The organism is Dethiosulfovibrio peptidovorans (genome assembly GCA_002748665.1).
GTDB lineage: Bacteria > Synergistota > Synergistia > Synergistales > Dethiosulfovibrionaceae > Dethiosulfovibrio > Dethiosulfovibrio peptidovorans_A.
Genome location: PDTB01000021.1, coordinates 14829 through 29574 on the forward strand (window position 1 = coordinate 14829; position 14746 = coordinate 29574).

Sequence of the window (14746 nt, forward strand, 5' to 3'; positions counted from 1 at the left end):
CTCATCCTGGGGTGAAGGGCGATCATTGCGTAGCGTTGTTTTTTAATAATATCAAGCAATGCGCCGAAGAGTTAAGGCTTGTCTTGGGCAAACCTCTAGACAGAGTCCACATCCCCAGCATTGAGAAGAGTCAAAAACCATGAAATTTTTTCTCTTCATTGTATTTATATTAAAGACATTCATGTGGCATCGTCGCATACAGGCCCCGCAACGAATACAGACCTCCTCGTTCCATTCGACTCGATATGGTGTCCCGGGCCAGATACCCTTACTCATGAGTTTCGTTGAACTTCGCATTGGGTAGCAGCAGCAGCTGTCACAGTTACAGATGGCTTCCTCGCCGACAGTATGCATAAGCCCAGTTTTATGGGCAGATACCATGACTTCCTGTGCTTCGATGATAGAAATTTTTCGACCCCATCCTCGATGGATTGGGGAGTTGATTCGGTCGGGAGGGGAATATTGGATACATGTTTCTACTGGAAAATCACAGTTCATAGCAATAGAGCGACAGTTACAGGGTAACACATAGAGATTTTTTTCTGGCACTGTCTGTAAGAAGCGGAGTGCTTCATCGTGGGGTAGAACCATGTCATTGCCTAAAGAAGACGCTGGGATTGTCTTAATTCCATAATTTTTTCTAGCTCGATTCTCAAATTTAGCGACAATTCCATGAATACATCGTTTGCCATATTCATCGAGATACCATTGATCTAAGTTTTTTCGGATTGTTACTGGAAGCTTAGCCCATCGTTCATGTTCAAACTGAGCGAACAGGTCCAAGCGAGAGTAGAGATTTCCGGCGATATATCGGTTTTCTCCGTTTAATGAAACGATCCCTCGGTGATAGAATTCGTCAATGGAAAGGCGGGCCTCATGTTCGGATATCTCCATAATGGAGGCCAGTTCTGAAAGGGTCAGTGGTTTTCTTCCAGATAGATCCAGAATAAGGCGTCGTTCTAGTGGGGTTGTCATAGATTTCAGAGCCTGTTCTATTCCTTCTGGGGCACCGAAAGCTTTGGCAAATTGGCCGATATTTTCCATGGTTAGAACTCCAGTTGACCAGTAACCGTTTCGGCTGCTTTAAGAATCTTACCCTCTCGTACCATTGTGGCGATAGCTTCGATGAGGGGTTGCATAAATTGATCTTGATGAATCATAGGTACTTCCCGTCGAACTCGGTCATAAACGGATTGTGTCGCAGGAGAGGGAGAGAGTTCCTCGTAGAAGTCTTGAGCCTGACAGGCGTTTAGAATTTCAATGGCGAGAATATACTGAAATAGCGGAGTAGAACGATATAATTTCATAGCAGCATTCCCTCCCATGCTGGTGTAATCTTCTTGATTAGCGCAGGTGAATCCATTATCTATTGTAGCAGGGTGACTCATTAGTTTCATCTCTCCCAAAAGTCCGGCTGCAGCATATTGGGGGATCATGAGGCCGTTGTTAAGCCCTGGGTTGCTGTTCAAAAAGGCAGGCAGTTCGCTGACGTGGTGGTTAACCATCCGCTCAAGACGTCGTTCTGAAATTTTCGCTAGGCCTGTTATAGCGATAGCTGCGCAGTCTGCAGCGATCCCGACATAGGAGCCATCTGCATTACAGGCCATAATTGCTTCGGCTCCCTCGTTGCTTTCAAAAACAAGAGGGTTATCGACAGATGAGTTCAATTCAGTGATCAAGGTTGTGAGTCCGTCGATTAAAATCTTTTTTGTTGCTCCGTGAAGTTGTGGGATGCAACGCAGCGAAAGTGCGTCTTGGACTCTGTAGTCTTTGTACCTTTCTGCGATTTTGCTGTTTTTGAGCAAGGTTCTGATATTCTTTGCTGTGTGACCTTGATGGACATGAGGACGGACATCGTGGATTCGAGGATCCATAGCTTTTAGAGTGCCTTTTAAGACTTCCAGGGACATTGCTGCTGCAATATCCGCTGTTTGGGCCGCTATGAGAGAATCATAGAGGCCGAGACATGTAAGGGCGGTTACAGATGTAGTCCCCGAAACAATGGTTAGCCCTTCCTTGCTCCTAAGTGTTATCGGTTTAAGTCCAGCGGCCTCTAAAGCACGATCGGCAGGCATGACTTCCCCTTGGTATGTTACATAGGCCTCACCGATCATGGCAGCCCCAATGTGCCCTTCGTGACAGATATAGCCCACACTACCGTGGCTTGGAACGATGGGAGTTACTCCAGCATTGAGCATATCAGCCAGCATCTTGAGCGTCGGTAGGCTCATTCCTGCATGACCTGTACCAAAATGTTGAAGCATGACGAACATCATTGCTCGGACACACTCTTCCTTAAGGGGTTCCCCTACCGAGCAGGCGTGGGAGAGAACGTGATTCCTTTGGACAATTTTGCGATCTTCCGGAGATATGTAACGATTCCAATTTTCTCCAAGTCCGGTTGTGATACCGTAGATCGGTTTTTCTTCTTCTGAAAATCTATCGATATGGCGTCTGAACCGTTCGACCCTCTCGATATAAGGCTCGCTAAATGACACCTTTGCCTGATAGCGGGCGACAGCGACGACATCCTCTATGTTGATTGGAGGTCCTAGAAGAACGTTTTCGATTTTCGGAGCCTTTCTCCAATGGAGAGTGCTGAAATCATGCATAGCTTGCGCTCCTTACAATTTTAAAATGTGCGATGTGTTCCCCACCCATCTGCAGCGATAGGGATATATCGCTGCTTTTTCCCTTCTATAGCTTGCCCGTACAGAGCAACATAAAAAGGTCTGTATACGGATTCAGTTTTTTTGAGTGTGACTTGTGGCATGCCCCCAATGCGTCTTCTCAACACACGTAAAACGAGAGATTTACCTCGAGAAGTCATGTGCTCCAATGAGAATTGACTTGTTTGGATGTTCGCCTCCGGTAGCATGTGCTCCTCTATCGTATCGGGGAGTTCTTCAGCCCAAGCGGCTCCCCCCGTACTTCCATTAGCGAGAACACGACAATACTGGGTTTTTTGTCCCCTCTCTCCAAAAAAAGTACGAGAGATAAAATTAGGTGTATGAACGACCTCGAATGTGAGAATAAAATATTCGACGAAGTGGAGTCTGAGCTCATAAACTGACTGTCCCCGGAGGAAAAGGCGACCTAGAGGTCCCCCTTTCCTCCGGGCTTGTTGCATAGCGTCTTCTTTCTCAATGACGATGGGGAAAGAGTGCACCGTAACAGTGTCGGTCATGGTTAGCTATCGGTTCCTTTGCGACTGTGTCTCATAAAGGAGAGGATACTGCCGATGTACGTAAAAAAGATGACCGTGACTGTGATCATTATCACCGCAGGAATCAGCTTGCCAATGATAAAATTGTTGGATGTCTTGAGGGCATAGAAGATGCTTCCTACGATGGTTCCGTAGAGCAGTATCAGGAAACCATCTATACCGATCCATTCGATTTTTAAACCTTTGGGTTTTTCCTCTATGTGACTACTCATAATAAAACCTCCTCCAATAATTCAGATCGGCTTAGCTGTTTATAGTGTCTTTACTGTTTCCCGAAGCGATTGCCTATTGACCAGGCTAAGAAGGATGCGGGGAGCGAAAGTATGAGCGGCTCTATCGTGGTTATCTGTGGGAATGCTTTCAGAATACCAAATGCAGTTCCCCCGACAATCATACCCAAGAGACCGCCGAGCTCTGTTTTACGTCCCTTTCCAACCAACCCCCCCACGATGGGGATGAAAGCAGCCGACATCCAAATACTTCCTACGAATAGGAATGCATCGTACACGAGTTTAAACTTAAACGCTAATGAAAGGCCAATAATTCCGAGCATGACGACGGCGATTCTGGTGTAGGTAACGATCGTCTTTTGGGGTAGAGTGTCGATGCCTTTAAAGCGTGCGTAGATATCGTTAGCCAGTGTGGTTCCGCCCACCAGATAATAACTGTCCAAAGTGGAGATGATCGCTCCAACGAGGCCTACGATAAAGAGAGCCCGAATTCCAATGGGCAAGTTTTCAAGGATAATCTGAACATAGGCGACTTCTGGCTGAGCATCAGGGTGAAGTGCTCGTACGATAACTCCAGTGGTGCAGATGACGATATCAAAAGCGATCCAGATGCAAAAACAAGTGAGAAGAGCTCGACGGCCAATCCGGGGCGAGTTCGATGCAGAAAAGCGCTGGTAAAAGGTGGGATCTGCGTAAGGGCTGAAACAAAAGATGAGCAACATGACGGCTTTCCAAAAGCCCATTCCTCCGGTAGGGTCTGCCAATTTTGCATTTTCACCTAATGCTTGGCGCAGACCTACCCAGCCACCAATGTTTTCGAAAAGGGAGGGAAAGCACATGGTAACGCCGACGACCATACAGAAAAACATGATCATGTCTGTGACAGCGACCCCCATCAATCCTCCTAATACTGTCAACAAGACTACGATTATTACCATGATTGTTCCTGCTAGGACGTTGCTTACATCCCAAGCAGCTTGTCCTATATAGCCAACAGCTGTGATCTCACCGATCTGGGCACAGACAAAGAACATCATGATAGCACCGATAATGGCGACTTTTTTCCCATAGAGGCTCTCAAGAAGGTCAGGAACGGTTATGTCTGTCCGAATTTGAATTCTCGGTCCGACCCAGAGGGCTAAAGGCATCCGAACCAAGTGAGCGCCGATGGACCATATGGTCCATGTAGATATGCCATAGACCGCTGCGTATCCTACGGTACCTACGACTCCAATGCCTCCGTACCATGAAGCGGCCAAAGTCCCTACAACCAATGACCACGGGAGACTTCTGTTCGCTAGATAGTAGCTTTCCATATCTTTAGCTGTTTTAGAAAAATAGTATCCGATTCCTAAAACAACAACGACAAAGAACAGAATGATCGCATTATCAACAAATCCAAGCATAGTTTTCCCTCCTTACCTTAACCCTCAAAAAGCTTGCGATACAGGCCCTCAGGGACAATACTATTTTCTCTCCATGCTGAGATGGAATATCATGCTTATATGTAAAATATCATATAGTAAGCTGATATTCCAAGGCTCAAAAAGACTTACTTTTTTAAATATAGCCAAAGAGTCTATTTAGGTTGTTTTTCTTGCAAAAAATTTTTAATTCTCATATGATGTTTGATGATAAGACAAACTGCTATAATACGATTATGGTTTGCTGGGGTAAAAGGAGAGGATCTGTTGAGAAAGAACGGAGTACTCCTGAGGGAGAAAGTCTACAATTATTTACGGGAAGAGCTTGCCGCTGGCAATTTGGAGCCAGGATGTTACATCAATGTAGGGCAACTGGCTGAGTCGTTGCGCATTAGTAAAACGCCCTTGAGGGATGCCTTGATCCTTTTAGAGGCTGACGGTGTTGTTACCATATATCCTCGAAAAGGATTTATGGTCAATCCTGTCTCGGTGGAAATGATTCGCCACATTTATCAGATTGGTTCTGGGCTTGAATCAGCTTTGCTTATGTCTGTTTTCGATTACATCGCTCCCATTCACCTCAACAGGATGAGAGAGATTGTTCAAAAAGCGCAGAGTGATTTTACTGCAGATGATTTTTCTAATGCACATCGACTCAACAAAGCATTCCACGGTGTCTTTCACTCTCTTTCGGATAATGCTATGTTGGTTCGTCAGCTCAATGGGCTTTATAGTCGGCTTTATAATTTCCCAGCGAGAGATTTTAGTTCAGCTGAAGTGAAGAAAGATGAATGGGATTATTGGAATGAGCATGAGACTATAATCGACCTTATAGGGCATGGCTCTAAAAAAGAAGTGGCTGATTTTATAAGAGATGTTCATTGGACTTTGAAGGAAAGGTATACAGAAACTTTGCATGTTCTGTTGCCAAGCAAAGGCGATTTTTAAAACCTGAACTGTGAAACGCCGTCTCCTTGCCATTCAAGAGACGGCGTTTTTGTTGGGCTATATGAGAAGTTTTGGTTATTTCAAGATTAGCCGAATTCGTACGATAGTTGGTATCGGTTGGATACGTATCAGTTTTTTGCGTCCAGCTTAAGGTTCTTCGTTAGAAATTCTTCCATGGCTCGGTAGAAGTCAAAGCGGTTTTCCTGGTTGTGGAATCCGTGGCCCTCGTTGTCTTTGACCATATACTGAACCTCAATGCCTCGCTTGTTCATCGCTTCTACCATCTGGTCCGATTCAGCTTTGTTCACCCGAGGGTCGTTAGCTCCCTGAGCTATGAAAAGAGGGGCTTTAATGGCGTCGGCATGGAAGACGGGCGATACTTCCCGAAGAAGTTCCTTGTCTTTTTCGGGATCTCCGATAGTCTGATACATCTCGGCTCGGGCCAGCTCCCAGTAGGGCGGTATGGAGTCCATCAGGGTGAAGAGGTTGGAGACTCCCACGTAGTCGATTCCGCAGGTGTAGAGGTCCGGTGTCCTGATCAAGCCCATGAGAGTGGCGTAGCCCCCGTAAGAGCCGCCATAAATGGCGATCCGTTTTGGATCGGCGATACCTTGATCGATGAGCCAGTGGACGCCAGCTGTGATGTCATCTTGTTGCTTTCGCCCCCATTGTTTAAAGCCGGCCATCCAGAATTTTTTACCGTAGCCTGTAGAAATTCTATAGTTTACCTGAAGGACTGCAATGCCGCGGTTGGCAAGGAACTGGACGTCTGATCGATATCCCCAGTAGTCTCGAGCCTCCGGTCCGCCGTGGGGGAGGACCACCACCGGCAGGTTCTTGGCCTCAAGGCCCAGAGGAACGGTCAGGTATCCGTTTATAGTAAGGCCATCGTCGGTGGTGTATTGGATAGGTTTCATGGAGGCCATATATTGCTCATCGATCCAAGGGTACAGGTCGGCAACCAAGGTGTATTTTCCCGGGTGGTCCAGATCGTAGTAGTAGAGTCTGCCGGGCATGCGGTCGCTGGCTATGGAGACGATCATTTTTTGCTCGTCCTTGCTCATGCTCGAGATACCCACGGAGTAGTCGGGAAACTGAGTCTTAAACTGGTCGAAGAGCTCTTTGGTCTCGTCGTCGAAGAAATGACGGTGACGTTTATCTGTATAGTATGTCACCGCCAGGAGCTTTTTGCGGGCTCGGGACCAGGCGATGCCCGCGAGGTCCACGTCGTGCCTCTCGTAAAGAGGGGCACTCAAAGTTTTTGTCTCGGGGTCAAAGACGTAGAGGGCCGTCGTGTCTCGGTCCAGGTCGGACATGACGTAGAGCTTTGCGTTGTCGGCGGTGAAGCCTACGGGAGCAACTGTATCAGTGAAATCGGTGGAGAAAATGGGCTTGAAGGGGGACTGTTGGTCCTCCCGATAGAGGATGGTTCGTTTCAGCCCTTCCATGGCGTAGGCAATTCTGATCTCTCCGTTGTGGTCCGTCATCCATCCGGCCACACTGCCGGGGTTCTCGGCGACCATGTCCATGACTCCTGTCGTGACGTCCACCTTGTAGACGTCGAAGATCTCGGGATTCCGACGGTTCATCTCGATCAGGACGTGAGTCTCGTCGTCTTCGAGGTCATCCAAGAGACCAGCCTTGACCTGATCAAAGGGCGTCAGGTCACGGACACCGTCTCCTTCAATGGAGACAGCGTACAGGTGATAGTTCTCGTCGCCGCCCTTGTCCTGCAGGTAGACCAGGGTTTCGTCACTGACCCACGTGTATGCCCGGATGTCTCTCTCGGTGGAAGCTGTGATTCGTTTGGGTTCTCCACCGATGGGAGCCACAAATATATTAAGGCGATTCTGCCATGGCTGGAGAAGGGCATAGTGACTGCCATCGGGAGAAAGGTGGTAGGAAGTCTGAGTGGGGAGGCGAAAGAAGTCCTCAAGGGGAAGTCTTGGTGCTTGGCCTTGTGCCCACAGGGGGGAGGCCCAGAGAAACGATGTAGCTGAGGCAAGAGCTATAGCGAGTGTCCCTTTCAATGTGGTATCCTCCTTAGTATAGATATAAACTCATTATAAGGTGTATTGTTGTCTGGATACCCGGTGAAATTGCCGATTTTTTTATCGAGTCTATTCTGTGCATCGTGAGTTTTAAGCACGATGTCGGGGGAGGTTTTTCTGAATGTATTCGTTTGAAAAGGGACAGCGCCCTCTCAATCCGTACGTTGCAGGTGTTTTGACCGGGCTTCTGGGGGTGGCCTCCGTTGCCCTCAGCGGAAAATTTTTCGGTGCCTCCACATCCTTTGCCCGCATCGGGGCTGCCGTTACGGGGTGGCTGTCACCCGATCACGCTCAAGCCCTTATGTATTTTAGGAAGTACTCTTTTGTCGTTGATTGGCAGCTCCTTTTTCTCGGAGGAATTTTGATCGGAGCTCTGCTCTCGTCGACATTGAATGGGACGTTTTTCATTGAGGGAATTCCTGATCTTTGGCGAGAGCGTTTTGGCGGTCGCCCTTTTGTTCGGCTTCTCGTGGCCTTCTTCGGTGGTGTGCTGGTGGCTTTTGGTGCCAGAATGGCAGGGGGGTGTCCCTCCGGTCACGGGCTCAGCGGTATCATGCAGCTCTCCCTCAGCGGGGTTGTGGCGCTTGGGGCTTTTGCCCTTGGCGGTGTCGTCACGGCCCGGATCCTCTACGGCAGGAGCTGATAGTCATGTTCCAGTCTTTGATGGGAGTGGGAACTGGTTTTCTTTTCGGTATTCTGATGCATCGTTCCGAGGTCTTGCGGTACGATCGCCAGCTTGGAGCTCTCCTTCTGGAAGACATGACGATTATAAAGTTTCTTCTCTCAGCTATTATGACAGGGATGATCGGAATCCAAATTCTGAACTACTTCGGCTGGGTAACCCTGTCGGTCAAGCCCACTGTGATGGGAACGAACCTGGTTGGTGGTGTTATCTTTGGTATTGGTTGGGCCCTTTTAGGGTACTGTCCTGCCACGGCCGTGGGGGCTCTGGGTGAGGGGCGTTTTGATGCCTTGGCTGGTCTGATCGGCATGGTCTGTGGAGCAATGCTGTTCGCCGAGTTTTACCCCTTTATCAGGATTTCGGCTCTTTCATGGGGGGCTCTGGGGCCTGTTACTCTGCCGGGATTGAGCGGTACGTCACCCTGGCCCTGGGTTGTTGGTTTCGGAGCGCTGTCACTCCTGCTTATGTACCTTTTCGAGCGTTATGATCTGTGATACTGTGAAGTGCTCCTGTCCGTTTTTTCCGAAAAGGACAAATGGTACAATGGAGGGAAAGATGATAGGCTGGACTATAAATTCATTCTGCTACGTGGAAATGGAATATAAGGAGGAGAGTTCTCAGTGAAAAATAACGAGCGGGAGGAACACAGAGAGGATCGGGAAAATCTCCGGTCAGGGGTGAAGGACGGTATGCCATCCAGCGGAGACTTCCGAGAGGAAGTCTGGGAGGACCAGGATGAAGTTCGGGAAGGCGTCAGGAAAACCGATGTATCGGAGGAGGAAGGGGGAGCCTTGTCGTTTTTGACCAATTGGTTCAGCGGCTTAAAATGGCTCAGCGGCGATGACGAACAATTCTCTGAGGATGAGCGGGAAGCAGACGAATCAAAGGAGAGCATGATGCCTGATTTCAAAAAAAACTGGAAAAAATATGCTATTGCAGCTCTTGTGCTGCTCGTCTTTTTTAACGTCATCTGGACTTTGATGGACAAGCGGATAGGCTCTACCTCCGGTAGTCTTGCTCAGCAAGAAAAGGTGATCGCATCCCTAAAGAAGGAAGTTGCTGAGTTAAAGTCCTCCCTAGCGGCCTCCGTCGATGTTGCCCTGAAAGAGGCGAATCAGACGGTTCAGAGCTCTCTGAAGGGATTTGATAAGGATCTTGCTGGGCTGAAAGATACGGTCAGCAGCGATAGGCTTGTTTTGGCTCGTCACGAGGAGTATCTTCGTCGGTCCGTGGCGGATCGAAAGTCCGAGCTTCGGACATACGCTCGATCTTTGCGTTCCTGTGAACAGCTTCTGACCGAGGGAGGCTCTTTGCCTTTGCCTGCTGTTCGTCGATCCAAGCTTGTCCAGAAGGATGAGAAAGCTCAAGGGCCGATCAAGAGCACGCTTCAGCTTACACAGGATAGCCTGTCTATCACCAAAGAAACTCTGGCCATCACCAGAGATGCGCTTGACAAGGCTCGAGCTGATATCGTCAAGAGGGAAAAGGATAACGCTGCCTTAGTATCTCAGCTTGAGAGTGCCAAACGTGATCTCCTGGCAGCGAAGGATAAAGCCGCTCAGGCCGAGCGGAGCTTCAAGGAGCAGGCTGTAACGCTGTCCACAGTCAAGGCCGATCTGGCTGTGAGCCAAAAAGGGCTCTCGGACCTGAAACTCAACGCATCCAAAGCGAAAGATATTCTGAACGAGCAGAAAAAAAGTGCCGAGCGGGCTCTGGCTATCAAGGATGCCGATATCAAAAAGCTCAAGGCTGTCATCGCCAGTCGAGACCAGGAGCTTAAGGGGCTGGAAGCGGCTTCTGCCAAACTTCGCTCTTTAGCCGAAGAGTCTAAAGGACAATTGGTCTCTCTCAAGGAAGAGTTGACGGCACTGAAGGCTGATGTCGTGAAGAAGGCCAAGGAGCTTTCTGAGAAGAGTGCTCTCCTGGAGAGCGCTCGCAAGGTCGCCGACCAAATGACTCAGGCCAGTGCCGCTGCCAAAGAAGCGCTTGCAAAAGCTACGGCGGAGAAGGACAAGCTTCTCTCTCAGGCCCAGTCGAAAGTTGACGGTTTTGTGGCTCAATTGAAAGACGCCGAGCTCTTTTCCAGTAAAGCTCAGGAAGAAATTGAGGCCCTGAAACAGCAGCTTCAGGCAAAAACCGCACAGCTGACGGAGGCTCTTCAAAGCATCTCGGCTCACGAGGAGCGTCAGCGGGCTCTGGAGGAGAAGATATCTGTCTTGGAAAAAAGCTCTGTCTCTCCTGAGAATGAAGAAGTAGAGGCTCCGCAGGAAGCCCAGCAGAGTCAGGTAGACAGTGACGTTATCAAAAAGATTATCCAATCCCAGCTTGCAGAGACATCCTCAGAAGATCACGTTCAGTCAGAAGACATTTCCAACTAGAAGATTGAGAAGGGCTTTATGAAGCCTTCTTCAGGTTGCTGCTAGATCCGCCCCCGAGGTTTTTTTTTAGATAAACCTTGGGGGCGGATTGTATGTTGATCATGAACAATCGGCGTCCAGGTTTAGATTTAAAAACCGTTAAATGGCAACTGTTGCGGCGCTCACATCTTTAGGGCATTGTCTTCCACAGCTCAAAATTCATATAAATGGGGCGTTAAATGTGGGTTGCAAGCCTGAAGAAATAGTCGAGATAATAATACAAATGTCCGTATATGCGGGATTCCCAACTGCTTTAAACGCTATGTTTGCAGTAAAAGAAATCTTTCAGGAAAGGGGTATTATAAAAACATAACCTTTTATTTCACCGGTCTCGCTCCAGTTATCGATGAGCTCACCATTAGCGTAGTACTAGAATCTATTGCTTATTATGTCTCATGTCCACTGAGTTTTTTTGAATAACTCCAATGAAGGGTGAACGGAGCGACCTTGTCGGTGGATCAGAACGTGAGAGTCAACGGCCTTTATAAGCCTTCCATGGTAACATCCATGGGTCGTGACAGCACGGTAATTCTGGACGGGGTTACCGTCTGCGCAGGTTCTGGTGATTTTGGCGGCGGGGTTTTCTTAGATTTTTTAGTTTTTATTCGGGCCTGGTGATATGTTTGACAGATAGTCGTTCGAACTTGTAAGATAATTGAGGCAGCTACGTAAAGCCAAATTTTTTGGGGAGGTCGATGCGAATGAGCAGAAAAACCATATGGGGAATTGTCATAGCCGGTATGTTGATCGTGGCTATGGTGGGAACGGCTTTGGCCGTTGATTTTGTAACCATCGTTACAGGGTCTACCGGTGGAACATACTACCCCGTGGGAACTATCATCGCCAACAGCATGAACAAAGCACTCATGGCTAAGGGGGTCAAGGCTTCTGCCCAGAGCTCCGGTGGCACCGTTGAAAACCTGAAAATGCTCAAAAACGGTGAGGCTGAGATGGCCATCGCCATGTCAAACCTCACGGGCTTTGCCTATAAGGGTATCAAGAAATATGAGGGGAATGCGATTCCCAGCCTTCGGTATGTCATGGGTTTGTGGCCTGACGTCACCCAGATCGTCATTCGCAAAGAGGCCGACATCAACACCTGGGGAGACCTCAAGGGCAAGCGGATGGCCGTGGGACCGCCGGCATCGGGAACCGAGTTCACCAGCCGTTTGGTTCTTCAGGCAGTAGCGGGGCTGACTTTTGACGACATCACGCCCGAATACATTGGGTACAGCGAGGCAGCGCAGGCTCTCCAGAACGGTCGTCTTGATGCCTTCAACGCTGAGACGGGATATCCGGTCTCGGCCGTCTCCGAACTTTATGCCGGTCGGACGTCGGTTGGTATGCTGGAGTTCTCCGATGACGAGGTTAAGGCTCTTCAGACTGAGGCTCCGTACTACGCTCGGGTCGTGATCCCGGCTGACGTCTATCCCAAGCAAACGAAACCACTGAAACTGGTGGGCGTCAAATCGGCTCTTATCGTCAGCGACAAGGTGTCCGAGGAGATCGTCTACGAGACTCTCAAGGTTATCTACGGTGATCGAAAGGCCATGGGGCAGGCCCATGCCGCTTTTTCGAAGGTGGACTATGAGCATCCTCTTGCTGGTTTGTACGGTGCACCGCTCCATCCCGGAGCCGTTCGTTTCTTCCGGGAGAAGGGATTCAAGATCCCCGAGGGGCTTCTTCCGCCTGGAACCAAGTAGGCTATACGATATACTCATACACCATGCGGTGCCGGCCCAGGCCAGCACCGCATTTTAGATTCTGGAGGGAGTGGTGTCTGTGTTTTCGAATATTCTGAAGATACTTGCCCCTGGGGAGCATGTTCCCAACAGGGAGTTCTCTGGAGTTGTCCATACCTTTGCCGTAACCCTGGCTGTAGGGATATCCCTGCTTCATTGCTGGATGAACAGTATCGGCTTGATGATAACCATCAAGATGAACGCTATTCATCTGGCCACCATGATGGCCCTGATCTACCTCTATGTCCCGGCCTCGGCTGGAGCCCGCCGTGACCGCCCGAGCAACGTGGATTGGCTCTGTACCGCCTTGGCTTTGGCAGGAGGTCTCTACGTGGTACTCTGTTATGATCGGCTTCTTGCCACCAACCTGGAGGTTACCCAATGGGATCTGATCATCTCGGTGATGACCATGCTGCTCCTGGTTGAAGCCTCCAGACGGGCCGTGGGCCTTCCCCTTACGTGTCTGTGTGTCTTCTTTTTGGTCTATACCAAATATGGTCCTTGTTTCCCAGGGCTCTTTGCCCACAGGGGATTTGACTGGGCCCGAGTCATCACCAGGATGGCTCTTACAGACCAGGGAATATACGGGGTCACCTTGATGGTCTCGTCCTCCTACGTCTTTATGTTTATTCTCTTTGGGTCCTTTTTGGCGGCTACGAAGACCAGCGAGTTCTTCAACGATTTTGCTCTGGCCCTTGCCGGTCGGTATCGAGGGGGGCCCGCCAAGGTAGCGGTCGTGGCCTCGGCTCTTATGGGAAGTATCTCGGGCAGCTCTCAGGCTAACGTAGCTACCACTGGGGCCTTCACCATCCCCCTGATGAAAAAGGTCGGGTATAAACCCTTCTTCGCCGGAGCTGTGGAAGCTGCGGCCAGTACAGGCGGTATCCTTATGCCTCCCATCATGGGAGCCTCGGCCTTTATCATGAGTACCTTTCTGGGTATCCCCTATGTGAAGATCATGCTGGCCGGTGTTGTCCCTGCTCTGCTGTACTATGGGGCCATTATGACCATGGTGGATCTTCGAGCCAAGAGTAACGGTCTGGAAGGCCTGGAAAAAGAGGATATCCCCTCCCTCAAGGCCACTCTTATGGACAAGGGGCATATGGTGATCCCATTGGTCCTGATCGTCTATTTCCTGGTGACGGGGTATACGCCCCTCTTTTCAGCTTTTCTGGGGCTTATCGCTATAGTCGTTCTCTCTTCCTGTCGGGCATCGACCAGGATGGGCATAAAGGACTTTATCGGAGCCCTGGACGGCGGGGCCCGAAGTGCGGCTCCGGTAGGCATCGCATGCGGAATCGTGGGGTTCATCGTGGGGGCTGTGGGCATGACCGGAGTCGGACAGGTCATCGCTATGAACATCATCATGTTCGCAGGTGGTAAGCTCTGGGCTGCCCTTATTTTATGCATGCTGGCGGCCATCGTTTTGGGTATGGGGCTTCCAGCGTCGGCCTGCTATATCATCACGGCTACTATTGCCGCTCCGGCTCTTCAGCAAATGGGAGTTCCTCCCTTGGCGGCACACTTTTTTGCCTTTTATTACGGCACCATGTCTGCAGTCGTTCCACCAGTCGCTCTCACGAGCTACACGGCGGCCGGTTTGGCCCACGCCAAACCCATGAAGGTAGCCGTGGTGGGGTTTGGTTTGGCTATGTCGGGTCTTCTCCTACCCTACCTGTTTGTCTACAACCCCGTGCTTTTGTTCATCGACTTCACTTGGGCTCGCTTCTTGCCTACTTTGCTGTGTGCCGTTGTCGGTGTTTTCGCTCTGTCCGCCGGGCTTATAGGCATGTTACGAGGCCAGATGCCCTTGTGGGAACGGGGACTGTTCGCCATCAACGGTATTGCCCTGGTGAACCCTCTTCGAACGGTTCGTCTGATTAGTCTGGCCGTGTTCACCCTGCTCTTCCTCCAGCATTGGATTCGTCATAGACGGGGACTGTAGCCTATATATGTGTGTTTAAGACGTTTCTGTTGGAATCTTCGTTTTTTAGAGGGATGTTGAGCTCATGGATGGAGTGCGGTA

At 49.7% G+C, this 14746-nt stretch carries 14 protein-coding genes; 8 read left to right on the plus strand and 6 right to left on the minus strand.

Annotated features, from left to right (window positions below):
* Positions 1-51: 51 nt before the first annotated feature.
* The 5 genes from CSA35_05585 to CSA35_05605 are packed head-to-tail and all read right to left on the minus strand — an operon-like array spanning position 52 to position 4862.
* Positions 52-1044 carry a hypothetical protein gene (locus CSA35_05585; protein PIE54417.1) on the minus strand — a complete coding sequence of 331 codons (993 nt, stop codon included), beginning with the start codon at positions 1042-1044 and terminating at the stop codon, positions 52-54.
* Between the two features lie 2 nt (positions 1045-1046).
* A complete protein-coding gene (locus CSA35_05590) occupies positions 1047-2612 on the minus strand; it encodes a histidine ammonia-lyase (GenBank protein ID PIE54418.1) in 1566 nt (521 codons plus the stop codon).
* 20 nt (positions 2613-2632) lie between these two features.
* A complete protein-coding gene (locus CSA35_05595; protein ID PIE54419.1) occupies positions 2633-3187 on the minus strand; it encodes a hypothetical protein in 555 nt (184 codons plus the stop codon).
* A 2-nt stretch (positions 3188-3189) separates the two neighbouring features.
* A complete protein-coding gene (locus CSA35_05600) occupies positions 3190-3438 on the minus strand; it encodes a hypothetical protein (GenBank protein PIE54420.1) in 249 nt (82 codons plus the stop codon).
* A 50-nt stretch (positions 3439-3488) separates the two neighbouring features.
* Complete coding sequence (locus CSA35_05605; GenBank protein ID PIE54421.1) at positions 3489-4862, minus strand: sodium:solute symporter; 1374 nt, start codon at positions 4860-4862, stop codon at positions 3489-3491.
* Between the two features lie 225 nt (positions 4863-5087).
* Between CSA35_05605 and CSA35_05610 the strand changes: the two genes are divergently transcribed.
* Positions 5088-5828 (plus strand): GntR family transcriptional regulator, encoded by a 741-nt coding sequence (locus CSA35_05610; protein ID PIE54422.1) that lies wholly within the window; start codon positions 5088-5090, stop codon positions 5826-5828.
* 128 nt (positions 5829-5956) lie between these two features.
* On the opposite strand, the gene CSA35_05615 is transcribed toward CSA35_05610, so the two are convergent.
* Positions 5957-7858 carry a S9 family peptidase gene (locus CSA35_05615; protein ID PIE54423.1) on the minus strand — a complete coding sequence of 634 codons (1902 nt, stop codon included), beginning with the start codon at positions 7856-7858 and terminating at the stop codon, positions 5957-5959.
* Between the two features lie 142 nt (positions 7859-8000).
* Between CSA35_05615 and CSA35_05620 the strand changes: the two genes are divergently transcribed.
* The 7 genes from CSA35_05620 (at position 8001) to CSA35_05650 (ending at position 14665) form a co-directional block, all read left to right on the plus strand.
* On the plus strand, positions 8001-8522 hold the full coding sequence (locus CSA35_05620) for a YeeE/YedE family protein (GenBank protein PIE54424.1): 522 nt from the start codon (positions 8001-8003) through the stop codon (positions 8520-8522).
* 5 nt (positions 8523-8527) lie between these two features.
* Entirely contained in the window at positions 8528-9055 is a 528-nt protein-coding gene (locus tag CSA35_05625; protein ID PIE54425.1) for a YeeE/YedE family protein, read from the plus strand.
* Between the two features lie 126 nt (positions 9056-9181).
* Positions 9182-10939: a hypothetical protein gene (locus CSA35_05630; protein PIE54426.1), complete on the plus strand. Its 1758-nt coding sequence runs from the start codon at positions 9182-9184 to the stop codon at positions 10937-10939.
* Positions 10940-11081: 142 nt separating this feature from the next.
* The gene (locus CSA35_05635) at positions 11082-11291 is read left to right on the plus strand and encodes a hypothetical protein (protein PIE54427.1); all 210 of its coding nucleotides are present in this window, start codon (positions 11082-11084) and stop codon (positions 11289-11291) included.
* A gap of 119 nt (positions 11292-11410) precedes the next feature.
* A complete protein-coding gene (locus CSA35_05640) occupies positions 11411-11596 on the plus strand; it encodes a hypothetical protein (protein PIE54428.1) in 186 nt (61 codons plus the stop codon).
* Positions 11597-11679: 83 nt separating this feature from the next.
* A complete protein-coding gene (locus CSA35_05645; protein PIE54429.1) occupies positions 11680-12681 on the plus strand; it encodes a C4-dicarboxylate ABC transporter substrate-binding protein in 1002 nt (333 codons plus the stop codon).
* Positions 12682-12760: 79 nt separating this feature from the next.
* Positions 12761-14665, plus strand: coding sequence for a C4-dicarboxylate ABC transporter permease (locus CSA35_05650; GenBank protein PIE54430.1), 1905 nt, complete (start codon positions 12761-12763; stop codon positions 14663-14665).
* Positions 14666-14746 lie beyond the last annotated feature (81 nt).